The organism is Paraburkholderia sp. CNPSo 3274 (assembly GCF_024206475.1).
In the GTDB taxonomy this organism is placed as follows: domain Bacteria; phylum Pseudomonadota; class Gammaproteobacteria; order Burkholderiales; family Burkholderiaceae; genus Paraburkholderia.
This window is the reverse complement of sequence record NZ_JAMBPR010000001.1, coordinates 116,723-138,040: the sequence shown is the minus strand read 5'-3', so window position 1 is coordinate 138,040 and position 21,318 is coordinate 116,723. Positions and strand designations below refer to the sequence as shown.

Sequence of the window (21,318 nt, the reverse complement as noted above, 5' to 3'; positions counted from 1 at the left end):
TTTCCGCGTCGCCGGGACAACTTTGCAATCGTCACCGGTGTATAACGGATCTGGCGGGCACGCCGAATGCGCGCAGCGCTGCGGGCCGCTCGTGCGGCGGCCATGCTGCGTGGGTATCCCAACGATTTTGTACGGCATTCCGGGCAGGTTTGGCGCGCGGAACTCCCGCAATTCAACGCGTGTCCGAGCGCCAGAATCCAGGCACGCGCTTCATGGAGGAGAAACCGGCAATGACCAGGCACCTTCCCGTGGCAGGCAGTGAACATCCCGCGCCCGCTGGCGCGCAGTGCGTCGGCGTTTGCGACCCGGCGGAGCGCTTCAGGATCGTGCTGATCCTGCGGCGTCAGGCGTCGGCAGAATTTCACGAACTGGTGGACCGGCTCACCGCGAACGATCCCGCCGCGCAGCCGATTTCCCGCGAGGACTACGAGCGGCGCTTTGGCGCCAGCGCTGCCGACATCAAGCGTGTCGAGCAGTTCGCGAGCGCGCATGGACTCGCCGTGGATCAGGCCGATGCGTCGGCGCGCCGCGTCGTGCTTTCGGGCACGGTGCAGCAGTACAACGCCGCCTTCGGCATCGACCTGCAGCGTTTCGAGCATCAGGTCGGCAAAACCACGCATCACTTTCACCAGCCGAGCGGCCCCCTGCATTTACCAGAAGACATGCACGAGGTCGTCACCGCCGTGGTGGGGCTCGACAATCGCGCGAAGGCGCAGCCGCACTTTCGCATCGTGCCGACGAACCTGGCCAATGCGCCAGCAACCGCGGCGACGGCAGCGGCAGACGCGTCAGGCGCACCCATCCGCCCGCCAATCCGCGCCGCGCGCGCGGTGACCAAGTCGTTCACGCCTTTGCAGCTCGCGGAGCTTTACGGCTTTCCTGCAGGCGACGGCAGTGGCCAATGCATTGCCCTCATCGAAATGGGCGGCGGCTATGACACGGCGGACCTCACCGCGTATTTCAACGAGTTGGGCGTGAGCGCACCGCGCGTGGAGGACGTCTCCGTGGATCAGGCGACGAACGCGCCGACCGGCGACCCCAACGGCCCCGACGCCGAAGTGACGCTCGACGTGGAGATCGCCGGTGCGCTCGCACCCGGCGCGCTCATCGCAGTGTATTTCGCGCCGAACAGCGAAGCGGGTTTCGTGGACGCGGTGAGCGCCGCGCTGCACGACAGCCAGCGTAAGCCTTCAGTCATCTCGATCAGCTGGGGCGCGCCGGAGTCGGCTTGGTCGCAGCAAACGCTCGGCGCGCTGAACGACGCGATGCAAACGGCCGTCGCGCTCGGCGTGACCGTGTGCGTGGCTTCGGGCGACAGCGGCTCGTCGGACGGCGTGAGCGACGGCGCCGATCATGTCGACTTTCCCGCGTCGAGCCCTTACGCGCTAGGTTGCGGCGGTACGCACATCGCGGCGTCGAACGGACGCATCTCGCAGGAAACGGTGTGGAGCAACGGCGAGGACGGCGCGACAGGCGGCGGCGTGAGCGCGACGTTCGCGCTGCCGGATTGGCAAAAGGGCCTGCGCGTCGTGCGCGGCAGCGGCGGGGCGGGCGCGCTGGTGCGGCGCGGGGTGCCCGACGTCGCCGCCGACGCCGATCCCGCCACGGGCTACGAAGTGCGCGTGGCGGGCGCGGATACGGTGGTGGGCGGCACGAGCGCCGTCGCGCCGCTGTGGGCCGCGCTGATCGCGCGTATCAACGCGGCGCGCGGCACGCCCGTGGGCTTCGCCAACGCGAAGCTCTATGCCCAACCCGGTGCCTTCAACGACGTGACGAGCGGCAGCAATGGCGACTTCTCGGCGGCGCCGGGCTGGGACGCCTGCACGGGCCTTGGCACGCCGGTGGGCAGCAAGGTGGCAGCCGCACTCGGCTCGGCGTAGGATGAGCGCGGCGCGCCGCCGCGACGAGCACGAAGCGGTGGGCGCGATGCGAGTTGCATGAGAGGTTGCATTCGAAGTTGCATTCACTGTCTCAAACGCGAACACACAGAAAGTGGAGACGACATGAACGACGAAGCGCAGTCCACCAAGGGCAACGGCGGCGCTCAAGGGGCCGGCCCCGCGAGCGGCAACGGCAAGCATCGCCCCCAGGCCGACCAGCCGTGCTTCGATCCCACCGCTTACGGCAACGGTCCCGACGACTTCGTCACCGACATGACCGAGAACGCCGCGATCACGCATCACGCCATTCAGATCGGCAAGGAAGTCATTGCCTATACGGCAACGGCGGGTCACCTCGTGACCGTCGATCCGAGCAGTTCGCAGCCCGACGCCAAGATCTTCTACGTGGCGTTCACGAAGGACGGCGTGCAGGCGCCGGACCGTCCCGTCACGTTCTTCTACAACGGCGGCCCGGGTTCTTCTTCCGTGTTCGTGCTGCTCGGCTCGTTTGCGCCCAAACGCATCAAGACCTCGATGCCGGGCTTCACGCCGCCCGCGCCCTATGCGCTCGAAGACAATCCGGACAGCCTGCTCGACAAGAGCGACCTCGTCTTCATCAATCCGGTGGGCACGGGCTATTCGGCCGCGATTGCGCCGCATCACAATCGCGACTTCTGGGGCGTGGATCAGGACGCGGATTCGCTCAAGCAGTTCATCAAGCGCTACCTCTCGGCGAACGATCGCTGGAATTCGCCGAAGTTTCTCTATGGCGAATCGTATGGCACCGCGCGCAGTTGCGTGCTGGCCTACCGGCTGCACGAGGACGGCGTGGATCTGAACGGCATCACACTGCAGTCGTCGATTCTCGATTACACGCAAAGCGGCAATCCGGTGGGCGCGCTGCCCACGGCGGCGGCCGACGCGTGGTACCACAAGCGTCTTGGTGTGACGCCCGCGCCGAAGGACTTGCAGGCGTTCGCCGCGCAGGTCGCGCAATTCGCGCGCACCGATTATCTGCAGGCGCTCTCGAAGTTTCCTGATCCGAACGACAAGAGCATTCCGGCGACGCTCAAGACGTTGTCGCAATACACGGGCATCGACACGCAAACACTGGAGTCGTGGAATCTCGACATCGCCTCGTACGACAGCCGCGGCAATTCGCTGTTTCTGACGACGCTCATGAAGGACAAGGGCGTGGCGCTCGGCTCGTACGACGGCCGCGTGACCGCCATCGACACGGGCATTGCCGGCAACATCGACCCCAACTCGGGCGGCAACGATCCCACCATGACGGCGGTGAGCGGCGTCTATACGGCGATGTGGAACAGCTACCTGAACGAGCAGCTCAAGTTCCGCACGAACTCGTCGTTCACGGACTTGAACGACCAGGCATTCAAGAACTGGAACTTTGGCCATATCGATCCGACGGGCGCGCAAAAGGGCGTGGACGCGCAGGGCAATATCGTGCTCTACACGGCCGGCGATCTCGCGGCGGTGATGGCGCTGAATCCGGATCTGCGCGTGCTCTCGGCGAACGGCTACTACGACTTCGTCACGCCGTTCTACCAGACCGTGATCGACCTGCAGAAGATGCCGCTTCTCGACCAGAAGGTGCGCAACAACCTGAGCGCGCGCTTCTATCCCTCGGGGCACATGGTGTATCTCGACGCCGGCTCACGCACGGCGCTCAAGGCCGATCTCGCGAAGCTCTATCAGGTCGCCGTGACGGACCGCCCTGCGGTGGCGCGCATTCGCGCCCTCCAGCGCATGAGCACGATGAGCACCATGCATCATTGATTTTTTTTGCCGGGGTCGGCGCACGCGCATGCACGCCGTTATTGCGTGCGCCCCTGCGCCATGGCTTCGAGACACGCGCGCGCGTCGCCCTGCACGAGACGCGCCGCGCACGCGATCATCAGGTTCTTGGCCAGGCCGAAATCTTCCACCAGATAGCCGCGTTCGCATACGCGTCCCTGCGGGTCGGGCACGGAAGGCACGCGTTCGATCAGCGTGCCTTCGTCGGATGAGTAGGCCCAGATTTCCTTGCCGAGTGCGGCCGCATAGCCGATCTCGAAGGCGGTGCCGGAGTCGGGCTCGCCGGGGCCGCGAAAGTCGTTGACGTTTGCCATCACGATATCGGCGGCGCGGATCGATTCGACGTTCGCGCGATAGATCCACGCGGCCTGGCGCGGGCCGTCGAGGTCCGGGGGCGCTTGTGCGTCGAGCGGATAGACGCCCTCGAAGCCAAATTCCGCACACGTGGCGACGAGGCGTGCGCCGTGCGCGAGCGCGTCGCGCCGGAAGACATCGAAGCCGGCGAGATACACGCGCGGGCGGCAGGGCAGCGGGGTCGAATTCATGGCGGGCGGTCCTCCATACAAGGGGTTCGTCGAGACCCGGTTCGGCGATTCTAGCGCCTGGTCCCGGGCCACGCGGTTTCGTGCATCTTCCTGTTGCTTACAAACGATTGACAACATTTGTTGCTTCTCGCTACGATGATGCACTTTGCATAGTGCCGTCCGGCACTGCCTTTGCACCATGTTGGAGACCATGAATACAATCGCCGGCGGCCAGTCGAAGGCCTCATTACAAAATCTCGAGACGCGCGCCTATTCCAGGGCGACGTTGCGTCTGTTGCCGTTTCTTTTCCTTTGCTATGTGGCCGCGTATCTCGACCGCGTCAACGTAGGCTTCGCCAAGCTCCAGATGCTCAGCGACCTGCAGTTCAGCGAAACCATGTACGGGCTTGGCGCGGGCATTTTCTTTATCGGTTACTTTTTCTTCGAAGTCCCAAGCAATATCCTCATGCACCGCGTGGGCGCGCGCGTGTGGATCGCCCGCATCATGATTACGTGGGCCGTGCTTTCGGCGGCCACGCTGCTCGTGAAGACGCCCATGCAGTTCTATTTCGTGCGCTTCCTGCTGGGCGTGGCCGAGGCGGGCTTCTTCCCCGGTATCGTGCTCTATCTCACCTACTGGTTCCCGGCCGCGCGCCGCAGCCGTATGAATGCGCTCTTCATGATCGGCATTCCGATCGCGGGCGTGCTCGGCGGCCCGCTTTCGGGCTGGATTCTCGCGGCCTTCACCGGCACGAACGGCTGGGCGGGCTGGCAGTGGCTCTTCCTGATCGAAGCGCTGCCCTCGCTCGTGCTGGGCGTGATTACGCTCTTCTATCTGCCCAACGGCATTCGTGCGGCGAACTGGCTTTCGGACGACGAGAAGGCCGTGCTCGAACGCAATATCGAGCAGGACCAGGCCGGCAAGGGCCACGCATCGATCGGCTCGGTGTTCGCCAATGGCCGTGTGTGGCTCATGGCCGTGATTTACTTCTGCTGCATGATGGGCCTTTACGGCATCAGCTTCTATCTGCCCACGCTCATCAAGGCGAGCGGCGTGAAGAGTGCGCTCGACGTGGGCCTGCTCACCGCCATTCCGTACGCGTGCGCGGTGTTCAGCATGCTGTTCGTCGCGAAGAGCGCCGACCGCACGGGCGAGCGCCGCTGGCACTTCGCCATCGCTTCGCTGGCATCGGCAATCGGCCTGTATTTCAGCACCGTTTTCGGCCACAACGTGCCGCTCGCCATGCTCGCGCTCTCGGTGGGCGCGGCCGGTATGCTTGCGACGATGCCCGTGTTCTGGACCTGGCCGAGCGCGATTCTCGCGGGCGGCTCGGCAGCCGCCGCCATCGGCATGATCAACTCGATCGGGAATCTCGCGGGCTTCGTGAGCCCATCGATCATCGGCTGGATGAAGGACGTGACGCAAAGCACGAACGCGGGCATGTACTGCGTTTCGGCGGCCATGGTGCTAGGCGCAGTGCTGGCGCTGCTGCAGCCGAGGAAGCTCGTCGACGGCTGATTGCGATCGCCGTGACGATTGCGCAGCATGAGCGATGAAAGCAGCGGCCACGTCCGCTGCTTTTTTTCATGATCGGTTTAACATCTCGGGAAATGCCTGGTATTTCCCGCATGTTGCGCGATGATCGATTGTGGCGACAAATGTATGCTTTGACGGCACAAGATGACGGCGAGAAACGAAGCGTGACGACGAGGACCGACCCATGAACCGACCGAAGCTGCTGTCGCTGGCTTGCTGGGCCATCGTGCCGTGCCTTTGCCTGCTGCAGCCGGCGGCCGCCCAGGTCGCGCAGCCCACGCTAGAGAAGATCCGCTCGGCGAACATCATCGCCATTGGTTATCGCGAGACTTCGGTGCCGTTCTCCTACGTGATCGGCGACAACCAGGTGATCGGCTTTTCGCAGGACATCTGCGACAAGGTGATCGACGCAGTCAAGCTCAGGACGAAGCGCCCGAACCTGCAGGTGCGTTTCATTCCCGTCACTTCGCAAAACCGCATTCCACTCGTGCAGAACGGCACCGTGGACCTGGAGTGCGGCGTCACGACGAACCTGAAGGCGCGCCAGGCCCAGGTGAGCTTCTCCAATACGTTCTTCGTCGCGACCACGCGCCTGCTCACGCGCAAGGACTCGGGCATTCACGACTTTGTCGATCTTGCGGGCAAGACGGTGCTCACGAACCAGGGCACAACGTCCGAGCGCATCTTGCGGCGCATGAACATCGACAAGCAGATGAACATGCGCATCATCAGCGCGCGCGATTATGGCGAGGGGCGCGCCACGCTCGAGTCGGGCCGCGCAGTGGCCTACATGATGGATGACGTGCTGCTCGCCGGTACGCGCTCGCTCACGGCGAAGCCCTCCGAATGGGTGATCGTGGGCACGCCGCAATCGTCGGAGGCCTATGCTTTCATGATGCGAAACGGCGACCCCGAGTTCCGGCAACTCGTGAACGATACGATGGCGGTGCTCATGAAGAGTGGCGAAATCAAGGCGATATACGCGAAGTGGCTCGAGAAGCCGGTGCCGCCCAAGGGCGTGAATTTCGAGTTTCCGATCAGCGAACAACTGCGCGCGCTCTATGCTGCGCCGAATGACCACGCCTTCGACTGAGAGCGGTGTGCACCTGCGAACCGTGAGATGATCTCGTTCCTGGCGCGGCGGACGGCGCGGGCGCTCATTGGCGCGAGGGTTCAAGCGCGCGTATGAGTCGTGGCCGCCGATGCGCGCGATGAATCGATTAACGTGTAGAAAGCGGGAAAAGCGGGAGCGGACATGCAAGAAGACGGCAGCACGGTGGTGATCGTTGGGGCAGGGCACGCGGGCGGCAACGCCGCGGCGCTGCTGCGGCAATATGGGTTTGGCGGCCGCGTCGTGCTGGTCGGTGAAGAACCGGTGCCGCCTTATCACCGGCCGCCGCTCAGCAAGGCCTATTTGAAGGGCGAGGCCGACGTCGAGCGCCTGTGGCTCAAACCGCGTGCGTTCTACGACGAGCAGCGCATCGAGCTGAAGCTCGGCGCGAGCGCGCAGTCGCTCGACCGCGCGAGCCGCACGCTCACGCTCGCCGACGGCAGCCAGCATCAATACGACAAGCTGATTTTCGCCACCGGCTCGACGCCGCGCGCGTTGACGGTGCCGGGCCACGATCTCGCGGGCGTGATCGCGCTGCGCTCGCTCGCCGACGCAGATGTGCTGCGCGAGCGCGTGAAGCCGGGCGAGAAGCTCGTGGTGATCGGAGCCGGCTATATCGGCCTCGAAGCGGCAGCGGCGGCGCGCCAGCTCGGCCACGAGGTCACGGTGCTCGAAGCCGCGCCGCGCGTGCTGGGCCGCGTGACGGGCGAGACCGTTTCCACGTTCTACGCGAACGAGCATCGCGCGCAGGGCGTGGAACTGCGCCTGAACGCGAAGATCGAGGCGCTCGTGGGTGAGGGCGACAAGCTCACCGGCGTGAAGCTTGCGGACGGCGAGATCGTACCCGCCACGCTCGCGCTGGTCGGCATCGGCATCCTGCCGAACGAGGCGCTCGCGAAAGCGGCGGGTATTACGTGCGCCAACGGCATTCAGGTGGACGACGACGCGCGCACGAGCGACCCGGACGTCTTTGCTATCGGCGATTGCGCGCACCGGCCGCTTGCGCACTACGGCCGCGCGGGGCGCCTGGAAAGCGTGCACAACGCGGTGGAGCAGGCGAAGCTCGCGGCCGCTGCGATCGTCGGCAAGCCGCGCCCCGCGTGCGACGCGCCGTGGTTCTGGTCCGATCAGTACGACCTCAAGCTGCAGACGGTGGGCCTGCTCGAGGGCTATGACGAGGCCATCGTGCGCGGCGACCCTGCCGCGCGGCGCTTCGCGGTGTACTACCTAAAGGACCGTGTGCTGCTCGCGGTCGACGCCGTCAATTCGATGCCCGATTTCCTGTGCGGCAAGAAGCTCGTGGGCAAGGGCGTGAAGCTCGACCTCGATGCGCTGCGCGATCCGGCCACGGACATGGGCAAATTTGCCGCGGCGGCGCTTGCCTGAGCGGCGAGTCGAACGATGGAGTCAGGGGGCGGTGACGTCCCCGCTATTTTCGCGATCGGGATACGCTGCGCGCCGGATAATCACTCCCCGCAGCCCGATCGCCCGGTGAATCCCTCCGTCAATCCCGCTCCCGGCGCCCAGCGCCCAGCGCGGCCTCCCGTCCCGCGCTTTGACCCGTGCTTTGACCCGCATTGTCATGAGTCTCGGCTAGAATGCGGACGCGGCGCCGCCCATGAAGCGGCTCAATTCGATCAACAAGCCGCGCCAACCGGTGTTCGCGCCCGTCCGAACGCCGCCACTCGAGGAGAGTGACGCAATGGAACAACGCTCCCGTTTTGGGGCGAGCCTGCTGCCGTACCTGCTCGTCGGCCCGCAGCTTGCGGTGACCGTGATCTTTTTCCTGTGGCCGGCCGGAGTGGCGCTCTTGCAGTCCACCCAGGCCCAGGACGCCTTCGGCACGTCGTCCATCTTCGTCGGCTTCGCCAACTTCACGCGGCTCCTGCGCGATCCGCTCTATCTGGCCTCGGTCCAGACGACGCTCGTTTTTACGGCGCTCGTCACGTTCGGCGGCCTCGCCATTTCGCTGCTGCTGGCAGCCATGGCGCACCATGTGACGCGCAGCAAACGCTTTTATCAAACGTTTCTCATCTGGCCGTATGCGGTCGCGCCCGTCATTGCCGCCGTGTTGTGGGGCTTTCTGTTCAACCCGAGCATTGGCCTCGTGACCTTCGCGCTCGCACGCTTCGGCGTGACGTGGAATCACGCGCTCAACCCCGGCCAGGCCATGACGCTCGTTGTAATCGCATCGGTCTGGCAGCAGATCAGCTATAACTTCCTGTTCTTCTACGCGGGCCTGCAGTCGATTCCGCAATCGCTTTTCGAGGCGGCCGCCATCGACGGCGCGGGCCCCGTGCGGCGGTTCTTCGGCATTGCGTTCCCGCTGCTCTCGCCCACGAGTTTCTTTCTGCTCGTGGTGAACGTGGTCTACGCGCTGTTCGACACCTTCCCCGTGATCGATGCGGCAACGGGCGGCGGGCCTGGCCAGGCCACGCGCACGCTCGTCTACAAGATCTTCGACGAAGGCTTTCGCGGGCTCGACATCGGCAGTTCGGGCGCGCAATCGGTCGTGCTGATGCTGATCGTGACCGCGCTCACGATCTTCCAGTTCCGCTTTATCGAACGACGGGTTCAGTACTGATGGTCGAGAACCGCAAATACTTCAACCTGTTCTGCCACGTCATGCTGCTGCTCGGCGTGGCGGTGGTGGCCTTTCCTGTGTACGTGGCGTTTTGCGCCGCCACGATGAACGAGAAAGAAGTCTTCTCGGTGCCGCTCTCGCTCGTGCCGAGCACCCATCTGCTCGCGAACATGGCCACCGTGTGGAACGTGGGAACGGGCAGCGCGGCGAGCCCGTTCGGCGTGATGCTCATGAACAGCGTCGTCACGGCGCTCGTGATTTCGGTGGGCAAGATCGCCATTTCGATCATCTCGGCCTATGCGATCGTGTTTTTCCGCTTTCCTTTCCGCCGTCTCGCGTTCTGGCTGATCTTCGTGACGCTCATGCTGCCCGTGGAAGTGCGCATTTTCCCCACGGTTCAAGTCGCGGCCACGCTGCATCTCACGAACACTTACGCGGGCCTCACGCTGCCGCTCATCGCCTCGGCCACGGCCACGTTTCTGTTCCGCCAGTTCTTCCTCACGCTGCCCAACGAGCTGATCGAGGCCGCGCGTATCGACGGTGCGGGGCCGCTGCGTTTTTTCTGGGACGTGGTGCTGCCGCTTTCAAAGACGAACATCGCGTCGCTTTTCGTCATCACGTTCATCTACGGCTGGAACCAGTATCTGTGGCCGATTCTCATGTCGAGCACGGCTTCGATGACGACCGCCGTGGTGGGCATCAAGAGCATGATTTCGAGCGGCGACGCGGCGACGCAATGGCATCTCGTGATGTGCGCGACGATGATCGCCATGCTGCCGCCGCTCGTGGTGGTGCTGGCCATGCAGCGCTGGTTCGTGCGCGGCCTCGTGGACGTGGAGAAATAAGTATGGATGCAATTCGGGGGATGACATGGCGGCATTGAGCATACGGGGCGTCACGAAGTCGTACGACGGCGCGCAACAGGTGTTGCACGGCATCGACGTGCAGGTGGCGGACGGCGAATTCATGGTGCTCGTCGGCCCGTCGGGCTGCGGGAAGTCCACGCTGCTGCGCATGGTCGCGGGGCTGGAGACCATCACGTCGGGCGAGATTGCCATCGGCGAAAAGGTGGTCAATCGCGTGGAGCCCAAGGATCGCGACATCGCCATGGTGTTCCAGAACTACGCGCTTTATCCGCACATGACGGTCGCGCGCAACATGGGTTATAGCCTCAAGCTGCAGGGGCTCGACCGCACGACAATCGATTCGCGCGTGGCGGCGGCCGCCGAAATCCTGGAACTGGGCAAGCTGCTGGAGCGCAAACCGCGCGAGCTTTCGGGCGGCCAGCGCCAGCGCGTGGCGATGGGCCGCGCGATCGTGCGCGAGCCCTCGGTGTTCCTGTTCGACGAGCCGCTCTCGAACCTCGACGCGAAGCTGCGCGTGCAGATGCGCCTTGAAATCCAGCGTCTGCATGCGCGTCTGCGCACGACGAGCCTGTACGTCACGCACGACCAGATCGAGGCGATGACGCTTGCGCAGCGCGTGATGGTGCTCAACGGCGGGCGCGCTGAGCAGATCGGCACGCCCAGCGAGGTGTACGACCGACCCGCTTCGATGTTCGTGGCGAGCTTCATCGGCTCGCCGGCCATGAACCTGCTGCGCGGGCGCGTGAGTGACGACGGCCGACGCTTCGAAATCGCGGGCAACGGGCCGCATCTGCCGCTTGGCGATGCGCCGGCCTGGCTGCCGAAGGGCGCCGAGTGCGTGCTGGGCGTGCGGCCTGAGCATATGCATGCGCGCGGCGCCAACGAGCCGGTCACGCTCGAAGTCGAGACTTGCGAGCTGCTCGGCGCGGACAACCTCGCCCACGGCCGCTGGGGCAGCGCGGATGTGGTGGTGCGTCTGCCGCACGAAACGCGGCCCACGCCCGGCGAGCGGCTGGCGGTGCACTTGCCGCCGGCGCGCCTGCATTTCTTCGATCCGGCTACGGGTAAGCGTTTTGGCTAGGCTGTGCCCGTCAGGGCCAAAACCGCGGCCTGCGCGCGGAGTCTCGATTGTCGTAAACTGTGGCATCGCGCGGGCGCAATGCCGCCTGCGCCATTCGTATCGGCAAGTACCGGCAAACACCGGTGCGTACCGGCACCAAACACGAACAGGCGACATGGCCGCAATCCCTTTTCTCCGCTTCCTCGCCCAATCTGCCCAACGCGCGCGTAACGTGCGTCAGGCGCGCCGGAGCCTCGCTTGAGCGCGCGCGAACTGCCCACAGGGCTGATGCTCGTTCACGGCAATCAGCCCGAGCGCATGCGCGACCTGATCGTGAGCTGGATCGGCCAGAACCCGATCGCGCCGCTCGAAAAGGAAATGTTCCTCGTGCAGAGCAACGGCATCGCGCAGTGGCTCAAGCTCGCGTTTGCCGCCGATCCCGAGGAGGGCGGCTGCGGGATCGCGGCGGCGTTCGAAATGTCGCTGCCGTCGCGTTTCCTGTGGCAGGTGTATCGCGCCGTGCTCGGCAACGACGCAGTGCCCGCGGTCTCGCCGTTCGACAAGTCGCGCCTCGTCTGGCGTCTCATGCGCATGCTGCCGGCGCTGCTCGACGAGCCGGGCTATGAGCCGCTCAAGCGCTTCATGGCCAACGACGAGGACCAGCGCAAGTGCTTCCAGCTCGCGCAGCGCGTGGCGGATTTGCTCGACCAGTACCAGGTCTATCGTGCGGACTGGCTCGCTGCGTGGGCCGCGAACGAGGACGTGCTGATCGATGCGCGCAACGCGCGCGTGCCGTTGCCCGAGGAGGCGCGCTGGCAGGCGGCGCTTTGGCGCGCGCTACTCGCGGATGTGAGCGCGCAGGCGCAAGACGGCATCGGCTTGCGTGACACGGGGCGCGCCGCCGTGCACGAAGCGTTCATGGAGCGCGCGCAGTCATGGCAGGAGGGCGACGCACGGCCGAAGGGCTTGCCGCGCCGGCTTGTGGTGTTCGGCATTTCGAGCCTCGCGCGCCAGTCGGTGGAAGTCCTCGCGGCGCTCGCGCGCTGGAGCCAGGTGCTGATGTGCGTGCATAACCCGTGCATGCACTACTGGGCCGACATCGTCGCCGACCAGGACCTGCTGCGCGCACGCCACGCGCGCCAGCGCCGCCGCGCGGGCGCGCCGGACCAGCTCGAAGAGGCGCAGTTGCATCTGCATTCCCAGCCCTTGCTCGCGGCCTGGGGCAAGCAGGGGCGCGACTTCATTGGCCTGCTCGACGAATACGATAGCGATGAAGCGCGCGAGACGTACACGCCACACTTCACGCGCATTGGCCAGCGTATCGATCTGTTCGACGGCGAAGATGCGCTCACGCTGCTCTCGCAGTTGCAGGACGACATTCGCGATCTGCGGCCGCTTGGCGAGACGCGCGCGCGCTGGGAACCTGTCAATGTGCAGGAAGACGAATCCATTCGCTTTCACATCGCGCACAGTGCGCAGCGTGAAGTGGAGATCCTGCACGACCGCCTGCTCGCCGCGTTTGCGGCGGACCCCGAACTGCGTCCGCGCGACGTGATCGTGATGGTGCCCGACATCGAGGTCTACGCACCGCATATCCAGGCCGTGTTCGGCCTGCTCGACGGCAACGACCCGCGCAGCATTCCGTTCAGCGTGGCCGACCGTGCGCAGCGCGCGTTCGACCCGCTCATCGGCGCGCTGGAAATGCTGCTTTCGCTGCCGTACTCGCGCGTGACGGTGAGCGACGTGCTCGATCTGCTCGAAGTGCCGGCTGTACGTGCGCGCTTTGACATCGACGTCGACGACGTGCCCACGTTGCGCAACTGGATCGACGGCGCGAATATCCGCTGGGGCCTGCATGCGGGCCAGCGCGCGAGCCTCGGGCTCCCCCAGGCCGACGAACTGAGCGCACCCAATAGTTGGGCGTTCGGTTTGCGGCGCATGCTGCTGGGCTACGCCGCCGGCGAGCGTGCGGGCGCATGGCGCGGCATCGAGCCGTACAGCGAAATCGGCGGGCTCGACGCCGCGTTGCTGGGACCGCTCACGCGCCTCGTGGATGCGCTCGACCACGCGTGGCGTACGCTGCGCGAGCCGGCCACGGTGGAAGTGTGGTGCGAGCGTCTGCGCGCGTTGAAGGCGGCGTTTTTCGCTGCGCAGGACGAAGACGCTTACACGCTCGACCGCCTCGACGGCGCGCTCGAAACGTGGCGCGAGGCCTGCGCCGAAGCCGCGCTCATGGAGACCTTGCCGCTTGCCATCGTCGCTGAGAACTGGCTCGCGGCGCTCGAAGGCGGCGGGCTCTCACAGCGCTTCTTCGCGGGCGCCGTGACCTTTGCCACGCTGATGCCGATGCGGGCCATTCCGTTCCGCCGCGTGTGCCTGCTCGGCATGAACGACGGCGACTATCCGCGCAGCCGCACGCCGCTCGACTTCGACCTCATGCGCCGCGACTATCGTCCCGGCGACCGCTCGCGCCGCGAAGACGACCGCTATCTGTTCCTCGAAGCGCTACTCTCGGCGCGCGACCATCTGCATGTTTCGTGGATCGGGCGCAGCGTGACCGACAACACGCCGCGCCCGCCTTCGGTCCTGGTCGGGCAGTTGCGCGATCATCTAAAGGCTGGCTGGCGGCTCGAAGGCGACGAAGACAACGATGGCGAAGCGCTGCTCGACGCGTTGACCATCGAACATCGCCTGCAGCCGTTCAGCCCGGACTATTTTCCGCCGCGCCCGGAAGAGGCGACGCTATACACGTACGCGCACGAGTGGGGCAAGCCGGCACAGGTGCGGCCTGCAGCCGAAGCGAACGCTGAAGTCCTCGCGCCGCCTGAGCGCGACGAGCCGCTTTCGATTCGCGAGCTCGGCGAATTCCTGCGCGAGCCGGTTCGCAGCTTCTTCCGGCAGCGTCTGCGCGTGGCCTTCGAAAGCGAAGACGCGGCGAGCGAAAATCACGAACCCTTCGAGGTGGATGCGTTGCAGGCGTGGCAACTCCAGGGCGAACTGATCCGCGCGCAGCTCCTGGCGATGGAGCGCGGCGAAGACGATCTCGAACCGGCCGCGCTTGCGCGCCTCGAGCGCATGCATCGCAGCGGCGACCTCGCGACCGGCGGCTTTGGCGAGGTGAGCGGCGAAGAACTGCTCGCGCCCATGGCCGAGCTTTTCGCCGAATATCGCAAGGCGCTTGCACGCTGGCCCGAGCCGCTAGAGCATCAATACGAAATTCGTCTCGATGCAACGCTCGAAGGCCGAATCGTTTCGCTCGACGACTGGCTCGACGACTTGCGTGCGGGCCCGGAGGGCGCACTCGGCCGCGTGATTCTGGAGCCGGGCACGCTAGTGAAGGACAGCCGCTATCGCAGCGACCGTCTCGTGCCCTACTGGGTCGCGCACCTGGCTGCGCAGATCGCGGCCGGGCCGGTGACCACGGTGATCGTGAGCAAGGTGGGTGTGGCGGAGTTCGCGCCGCTCGACGCGCGGGTTGCGCGCGACTATCTGCTCGCCTTGCTTGCCGCATGGGACGACGGTGCGCGCCGGCCCTTGCCGCTCGCGGTGAAGACCGCGTTTGCATGGCTGCGCAAGTTGCCCGATCCATTCGACGGCACGCGCGCGATGGTGCCTGCCGAAGCGTGGGAAGCGGCACGCGCGGCCTACGAGGGCAATGGCCGCACGCCCGGCGAGCGCGAGACGAATGCGTATCTGCGCCGCGCTTTCCCCGATTTCGACGCGCTCGTTGCCCACGACGATTTCATTACGCTCGCTATGACGCTGTTGCTGCCGGTAAGCCGCGCGCCGCTCGCGTCGTCGCGTGCGAAGCGTGCCTCGAGCGAGGCAGGAGAAACGGCATGAATCCGCTCGGGAACATGGACGCACACGTGCTGGAGCCGCTGCGCTTCCCGCTATACGGCAGCCGCCTGATCGAAGCGAGCGCGGGCACGGGCAAGACTTTCACGATTGCCATGCTGTACGTGCGCCTCGTGCTGGGGCACGGCGCGCTCAACGCAGCAAGCGACGAAGCGGATTTCGACGACGAGGCGCGCACGGCAGGCCGCGCGCTCACGCCGCCCGAAATTCTCGTCGTGACCTTCACCGACGCGGCGACGAAGGAACTGCGCGAGCGCATACGCGCGCGCCTCATCGAAGCCGCCGAATGCTTCCGTGTCGAGCCTGAAGACGTGCCCGAGCGCGAGCCGGGAGAAGACCTGTTGCACGACCTGCGCGAGGACTACTCGCCGGAGCAGTGGCCCGCGTGCGCGCGCCGCCTGCAACTTGCGGCCGAATGGATGGACGAGGCCGCGGTCTCGACGATCCATGGCTGGTGCAATCGCATGCTGAGCGAGCACGCGTTCGACAGCGACAGCCTCTTTTCGCAGACGCTCGAAACCGACCAGACGGAATTGCGCGCCGAAGTCGTGCGCGACTACTGGCGCACCTTCATGGCGCCCCTCGACGCGGCAAGCGCCGCCGAAGTGAGCGCATGGTTCGCGAGTCCCGACGAATTGCACGGTGCGATACGCGGACTGCTCGCGCACGCCGATCTTTTGCCCGATGCATGCGATCCCGATGCGGCGCTCGCACACGCCCGCAAGCGCGCAATCGACGAACTCGAAACGCTGAAGGCGCCGTGGCGCGTCTGGATCGACGAGGTCGAGGTGTTGCTCAACGCGGCGCGCGCAGCGAAGCAGTTCGACGCCAGAAAGCTTAATTCGAAGCACGGCGAAACATGGATCGGCAAGCTGCGCGACTGGGCCAACGATCCCGAGTCCGCGCATCCCGGCTTCGACGACAAGGCGGCCGTGTGGACGCGTCTGACGCCTACCGGCCTGGCCGAGATCTGGGTCAAGGGCGAGCCGCCCGAGCATGCGGCCTTCGTGGCGATGGAAAGCTTGCGCGAGTCGCTCGGTTCGCCGCCCGAGGCGAAACAGGACCTGCTGTGCCACTCGGCGCGCTGGGTGGCGAAGCGCTTCGAGGAAGAAGAGGCGCGCCGTTCGCAAATGGGCTTCGACGATCTGCTCACGCGGCTGCGCGCGGCGCTGCAGCGCGAGAACGGGCCACGTCTCGCGGAAATCATCCGCAAGCAGTATCCGGTCGCACTGATCGACGAGTTTCAGGACACCGACCCGGTTCAGTACCAGATTTTCGATGCGGTCTATCGTATCGCCGAACACGACACCGAGACGGCCATCGTCTTGATTGGCGATCCGAAGCAGGCGATCTACGCGTTTCGCGGCGCGGACATCTACACCTACCTGCGCGCGCGCCGTGCCTGCGAAGGGCGGCGCTATACGCTCAAGAAGAATTTCCGCTCCACGCGCGCGATGGTCGAGGCGGTGAACCGCTGCTTCGAGGCGGCGGAATCGCGGCCCGAGGGCAGCGGCGCGTTTTTGTTTCGCAACCCTGATGGAGGCGAAAACGCGTTGCCGTTCGTGGCTGCCGATGCGCATGGACGGCCCGATAAGCTCGTAGCAGCCGGTGCGGCGCTGCCCGCGCTCAACGTCTGGTGGATGCCGCCTGCCGCAGATGGCAAGCCGCTCAGCAAGGGCGCGTATCTCGCGGGCATGGCCGGCAGCTGCGCGACCGAGATGGTGCGCCTGCTCAATCTCGGCCAGGAGCAGGCAGCGGGTTTCTCGGGCGAACGCGGCATGCGGCCGTTGCAGCCCGCCGATATGGCGGTGCTCGTCAACAACCGCAGCGAGGCGCAAGCGATACGCGAAGCGCTGGCCGCGCGCGGCGTGCGCAGCGTCTATCTCTCGGATCGCGATTCGGTGTACCAGACGCCGCAGTCCGAAGAACTGCGCTTCTGGCTCGCGGCCTGTGCCGAGCCCGACGACGGCCGCCTCGTGCGCACGGCGCTCGCTACGGCGACGCTCGGGCTCGAATGGGCCGAACTCGACCGGCTCGGGCACGACGAGATCGCGTGGGAGTCGCGTGTGCTGCAGTTCCGCGAGTATCGCGAATGCTGGCGCAGGAAGGGCGTGCTGCCCATGTTGCGCCGCTTGTTCAACGACTTTCACGTGCCGCAGCGCTTGCTTGGCGAGGCGGCCGGCGCAGGGCTGAATGGCGAGCGCGCGCTCACGAACCTGTTGCATCTCGCCGAACTGCTGCAACAGGCGAGCACGCAACTCGACGGCGAGCACGCGCTGATCCGCTATCTCGACGAGCAGCGCGAAGATGAAAGCGCGGGCGGCGGGGGCGACGCGCGCCAGTTGCGTCTGGAAAGCGATGCGGGACTCGTGCAGGTGGTGACGATCCACAAGTCGAAGGGCCTGGAGTATCCGCTCGTGTTTTTGCCGTTCGCGTGCGCGCACCGCGCCGTCAAACCCGACGACGTGCCGTTCAAGTGGCACGACGATGAAGGCGAATTGCGCGTCACGCTAGAGGCCGACGCGCGCGTGCTGCGTCAGGCCGATCGCGAGCGCCTCGGCGAAGATCTGCGCAAGCTCTACGTCGCACTGACGCGCGCGCGTTACGCGACGTGGGTCGGCTATGGACCGGTGCAGGGCGTCGAGGCGAGCGCGTTCGGTTATCTGCTGGGTGGCGGCGCTGCCATTCCCGCTGAGGAAACCGAAGCATTGCTCGACACATTGCGCGGCCCGTGCGCGGACATCGCCGTCGCGCCCGCTCCCGAAGCGCGCCGCGACGTGCTCGCGCTGCGCGACACCGGCGCTGTGCGCGGCGAGGCGCGCACGCTCGTGCATCGCGAGCGCGAGCGCTGGTGGATCGCGAGCTATTCGAGCCTGAAAACGCTCGAAACGTCGATCGGTGCGGGCGTTCCCGTCGAAGCGGACGATGCGCGCGGCGCGCCCGACACGCGCAGCGAGGACGTGTTCCTCGAACTGCTCGACGCGAGCGTGCCGCCCGAGGACGACGAGGCATTCGCAGGCGCTGCCCAGGCGCTCGTCGCACCCGCGCTTGCGCCGATGCACGGGTTCGAGCGCGGCGCCGACGCGGGCACCTTTCTGCACGAACTGATGGAATGGGCCGCCAACGAAGGCTTCGCCGAAATCGCGCAAGACGAAGCGCGCGTGCGCGACATGGTCGCGCGCCGCTGCAGCGCGCGCGGCTGGTCGCACTGGATCGAGACGCTCACGGCGTGGATGCTGGAACTCGTGCGCACGCCGCTGCGTCTGCCGGACATCGAAGGCGAGCGCGTGGTGCCCGTGGCGTTCGCGGAGTTCGAACCCGGTGCGTATATGGCCGAACTGGAGTTCTGGGTCACGGCACATGCCGTCGATACACTCGCAATCGATGCGCTCGTCACCGAATTCACGCTGGACGGCGAGGCGCGCCCCGCGCTCGACGCCGCCACGCTCAACGGCATGCTCAAGGGCTTCATGGATCTCGTGTTCGAACACGAAGGCCGCTATTACGTGGCCGATTACAAGTCGAACTGGCTCGGCCCCGACGATGCTTCGTACACGAGCGCGAAAATGCGCGCGCAGATCCTGCATTCGCGCTACGAACTGCAATACGTGCTCTATCTGTTCGCGCTGCACCGGCTGCTCAAGTCGCGCCTGCCCGATTACGACTATGACCGCCACGTGGGCGGTGCTGTGTATCTGTTCCTGCGCGGCGGCCGCGCCCCGGGACAGGGGCTGCATTGCGAGCGGCCGCCGCGCGAACTGATCGAACGACTCGATGCGCTCTTCGCGCGTCGTAACGCGCGGGAGGATTTGGCATGACGAGGCGCCGCACGAAAGGGCAGGACGGCCTCACCGGCGATCTGTTCGAGAATCTGGACATGCCGGAGGCCGCGGCGGAACCGAGGCCAGGCGCCGCGCGTGAAACCGCCGTGCAAATGCTCGGCGTGCTCGACAATTGGGTCGAGCGCAGCTGGCTCCGTACGCTCGATGCCGCATTCGCGCGCTTTTTGTGGACTGAAGCGCCGCACAGTCCGCCATTGTTGCTGCTGGCGGCCGCGCTTGCGAGCCATCAGCTTGGGCGCGGTCATGTGTGTCTCGACCTGAAGGCCACGCTGGAAGACCCGGCGTTCGCGCTTTCCCTGCCGCCCGACGGGCCGCAAATGCTGGCCGCGGTGCCGGCGCAGCCGCCTGCCGAAGTGCTCGCGGGCGTCACGCTCGCGCAGTGGCGCGCGGCGCTCGCTGTGCCCGATCTCGTGAGCGAGGAGACGGCGGTCGTCGACGTTGCACAAGGCAATGCGCCGCTCGTGCTTGCGGGCACACGGCTTTATTTGCGGCGCTACTGGCAATACGAGCAGGACGTGCGTGAGGGCATCGAGCGCCGACTCACACGCGCTGCACAGCTTGAAGCCGCGTTGCCGCTCGAGATCGCGCGCGCGGCGCTCGACGCGTTGTTCGCGCCGCGTAACGGCGAGGCACGCGCCGATCAAGCTGCGCGCGCCGCCGACTGGCAGAAGCTCGCCTGCGCGCTCGCCGCGCGCAGCGCGTTCAGCATCGTCACGGGCGGGCCGGGCACGGGCAAGACGACTACGGTCGTGAGATTGTTGGCTCTCCTGCAGACACTCGCACTCGGCCGTGTGGGGCAGGGAACGCATGCCGCGCGGCCTTTGCGCATCCGGCTTGCCGCGCCCACCGGCAAGGCCGCGGCGCGTTTGAACGAGTCGATCGCGGGCGCGGTGGAGCGGCTGCCGTTCGATGCGCTGCAGGCACACGTGGACGCCGTGGCGCTGCGCAATGCGATTCCGACCGTCGTGACTACGCTGCATCGCGTGCTCGGCACGCGGCCCGGCAGCCGGCGCTTCAGGCACGACGCCGCGAATCCGCTGCCCGTGGACGTGCTCGTGATCGACGAGGCCTCGATGGTCGACCTCGAAATGATGGCCGCCGTCCTCGACGCGCTGCCGCCCTCTGCGCGGCTCATCCTGCTTGGCGACAAGGACCAGCTTGCTTCGGTCGAGGCCGGGGCGGTGCTGGGCGAATTGTGCGACCGCGCGCGAGAAGGGCACTACACGCAGGCGTCGCGGGCGTGGCTCGAAGCGGCCACTGGCGAGCGCATCGACGCGGCCATGCTCGATGCGCACGGCCTGCCGCTCGACCAGGCCATCGCGATGCTGCGCGAGAGCCATCGTTTCGCATCGGAAAGCGGCATCGGCGCACTGGCCGAACTCGTTAACACGGGCGATGCAGTGGGTGTCGCGAAGGTCTGGTCACGCGGTTACGAGGATCTCGCGCGCCTCGTGTGTCCCGCCGACAATGACGGACCGTTGCGCTCGCTGATCGTCGATGGCCGCGTGGGCGAACACAGCGCCGCGCACTCGCAGCGCCAGGGCTACCGCCACTACCTGGAAACGATGCGAACGACCCGGCCCGAGCCCGGCGCGACGCCCGAGGCGCTGTCCGGCTGGGCCGCTGGCGTGCTCGAGGCGCACAGCGCGTTTCAGCTGCTGTGCGCGCTGCGGCGCGGTCCGTGGGGCGTCGAAGGCCTGAACCGCCGCGTGGCGCGCCTGCTGCACGAAGAAGGGCTCATCGACCCGCACGGCGACTGGTACGCCGGCCGGCCCGTACTCGTCATGCACAACGACTACGAGCTTGGGCTCATGAACGGCGACATCGGCATCGCGCTGGAACTGCCCGTTGCGGCGGGGGAGCCGCCCGTGTTGCGCGTGGCCTTCCTGGCCGGCGACGGCTCGGGCGGCGTGAAGTGGGTGTCGCCGAGCCGCTTGCAGGGCGTGGAGACGGTGTTCGCGCTCACCGTTCACAAGTCGCAGGGCTCGGAGTTCACCCACGCCGCGCTCGTGCTGCCCGATACGTACAGCCCCATTCTCACGCGCGAACTCGTCTACACCGGCATTACACGTGCGCGTTCGTTTCTCACGCTCGCGGTGCCCGAGGGTCGCTCCGTGCTCGATCGTGCCGTGCTCGCCAAAGTGCAGCGCGCAAGCGGCCTCATGGCGGCACTCGCGCGCGACGCTCAGGCTGCGTGAGCGACCGGCAAAAGAATCGAGGGCCGCTTATGGCGGCCCTCGA

12 protein-coding genes are annotated in these 21,318 nt (G+C 66.3%); 11 read left to right on the top strand and 1 reads right to left on the bottom strand.

The genetic code is table 11. From position 1 onward, the window contains the following. Positions 1-230 precede the first annotated feature (230 nt). Both M3I54_RS00540 and M3I54_RS00535 read left to right on the top strand, forming a co-directional pair. On the top strand, positions 231-1,880 hold the full coding sequence (locus M3I54_RS00540; protein ID WP_254332152.1) for a protease pro-enzyme activation domain-containing protein: 1,650 nt from the start codon (positions 231-233) through the stop codon (positions 1,878-1,880). Between the two features lie 123 nt (positions 1,881-2,003). Continuing rightward, entirely contained in the window at positions 2,004-3,677 is a 1,674-nt protein-coding gene (locus M3I54_RS00535) for a S10 family peptidase (protein ID WP_375542073.1), read from the top strand. A gap of 38 nt (positions 3,678-3,715) precedes the next feature. Here the strand turns inward: M3I54_RS00535 and M3I54_RS00530 are convergent, their stop codons facing one another. Further along, positions 3,716-4,240: a nucleoside 2-deoxyribosyltransferase gene (locus tag M3I54_RS00530; RefSeq protein ID WP_254332150.1), complete on the bottom strand. Its 525-nt coding sequence runs from the start codon at positions 4,238-4,240 to the stop codon at positions 3,716-3,718. A gap of 190 nt (positions 4,241-4,430) precedes the next feature. Between M3I54_RS00530 and M3I54_RS00525 the strand changes: the two genes are divergently transcribed. From M3I54_RS00525 to recD, 9 genes are all read left to right on the top strand, one after another. Continuing rightward, positions 4,431-5,738, top strand: a complete 1,308-nt coding sequence (locus tag M3I54_RS00525) for an MFS transporter (protein ID WP_254332148.1) — start codon at positions 4,431-4,433, stop codon at positions 5,736-5,738. Between the two features lie 202 nt (positions 5,739-5,940). Then, positions 5,941-6,849, top strand: coding sequence for a transporter substrate-binding domain-containing protein (locus M3I54_RS00520; protein WP_254332147.1), 909 nt, complete (start codon positions 5,941-5,943; stop codon positions 6,847-6,849). 162 nt (positions 6,850-7,011) lie between these two features. Further along, positions 7,012-8,253, top strand: coding sequence for an NAD(P)/FAD-dependent oxidoreductase (locus M3I54_RS00515; protein WP_254332146.1), 1,242 nt, complete (start codon positions 7,012-7,014; stop codon positions 8,251-8,253). Between the two features lie 316 nt (positions 8,254-8,569). Then, positions 8,570-9,451: a sn-glycerol-3-phosphate ABC transporter permease UgpA gene (gene ugpA / locus M3I54_RS00510; RefSeq protein ID WP_254332145.1), complete on the top strand. Its 882-nt coding sequence runs from the start codon at positions 8,570-8,572 to the stop codon at positions 9,449-9,451. Then, positions 9,451-10,296 carry a sn-glycerol-3-phosphate ABC transporter permease UgpE gene (ugpE, locus tag M3I54_RS00505; RefSeq protein WP_254332144.1) on the top strand — a complete coding sequence of 282 codons (846 nt, stop codon included), beginning with the start codon at positions 9,451-9,453 and terminating at the stop codon, positions 10,294-10,296. Before ugpA ends, ugpE begins: the two co-directional genes overlap by 1 nt. 25 nt (positions 10,297-10,321) lie before the next feature. Further along, positions 10,322-11,398 carry a sn-glycerol-3-phosphate import ATP-binding protein UgpC gene (locus M3I54_RS00500; protein ID WP_254332143.1) on the top strand — a complete coding sequence of 359 codons (1,077 nt, stop codon included), beginning with the start codon at positions 10,322-10,324 and terminating at the stop codon, positions 11,396-11,398. A 237-nt stretch (positions 11,399-11,635) separates the two neighbouring features. After that, positions 11,636-15,220 (top strand): exodeoxyribonuclease V subunit gamma, encoded by a 3,585-nt coding sequence (gene recC, locus M3I54_RS00495; protein WP_254332142.1) that lies wholly within the window; start codon positions 11,636-11,638, stop codon positions 15,218-15,220. Continuing rightward, a complete protein-coding gene (gene recB, locus M3I54_RS00490) occupies positions 15,217-19,053 on the top strand; it encodes an exodeoxyribonuclease V subunit beta (RefSeq protein WP_254332140.1) in 3,837 nt (1,278 codons plus the stop codon). Before recC ends, recB begins: the two co-directional genes overlap by 4 nt. Next, positions 19,050-21,275 carry an exodeoxyribonuclease V subunit alpha gene (gene recD, locus M3I54_RS00485; protein WP_254332138.1) on the top strand — a complete coding sequence of 742 codons (2,226 nt, stop codon included), beginning with the start codon at positions 19,050-19,052 and terminating at the stop codon, positions 21,273-21,275. Before recB ends, recD begins: the two co-directional genes overlap by 4 nt. Positions 21,276-21,318 lie beyond the last annotated feature (43 nt).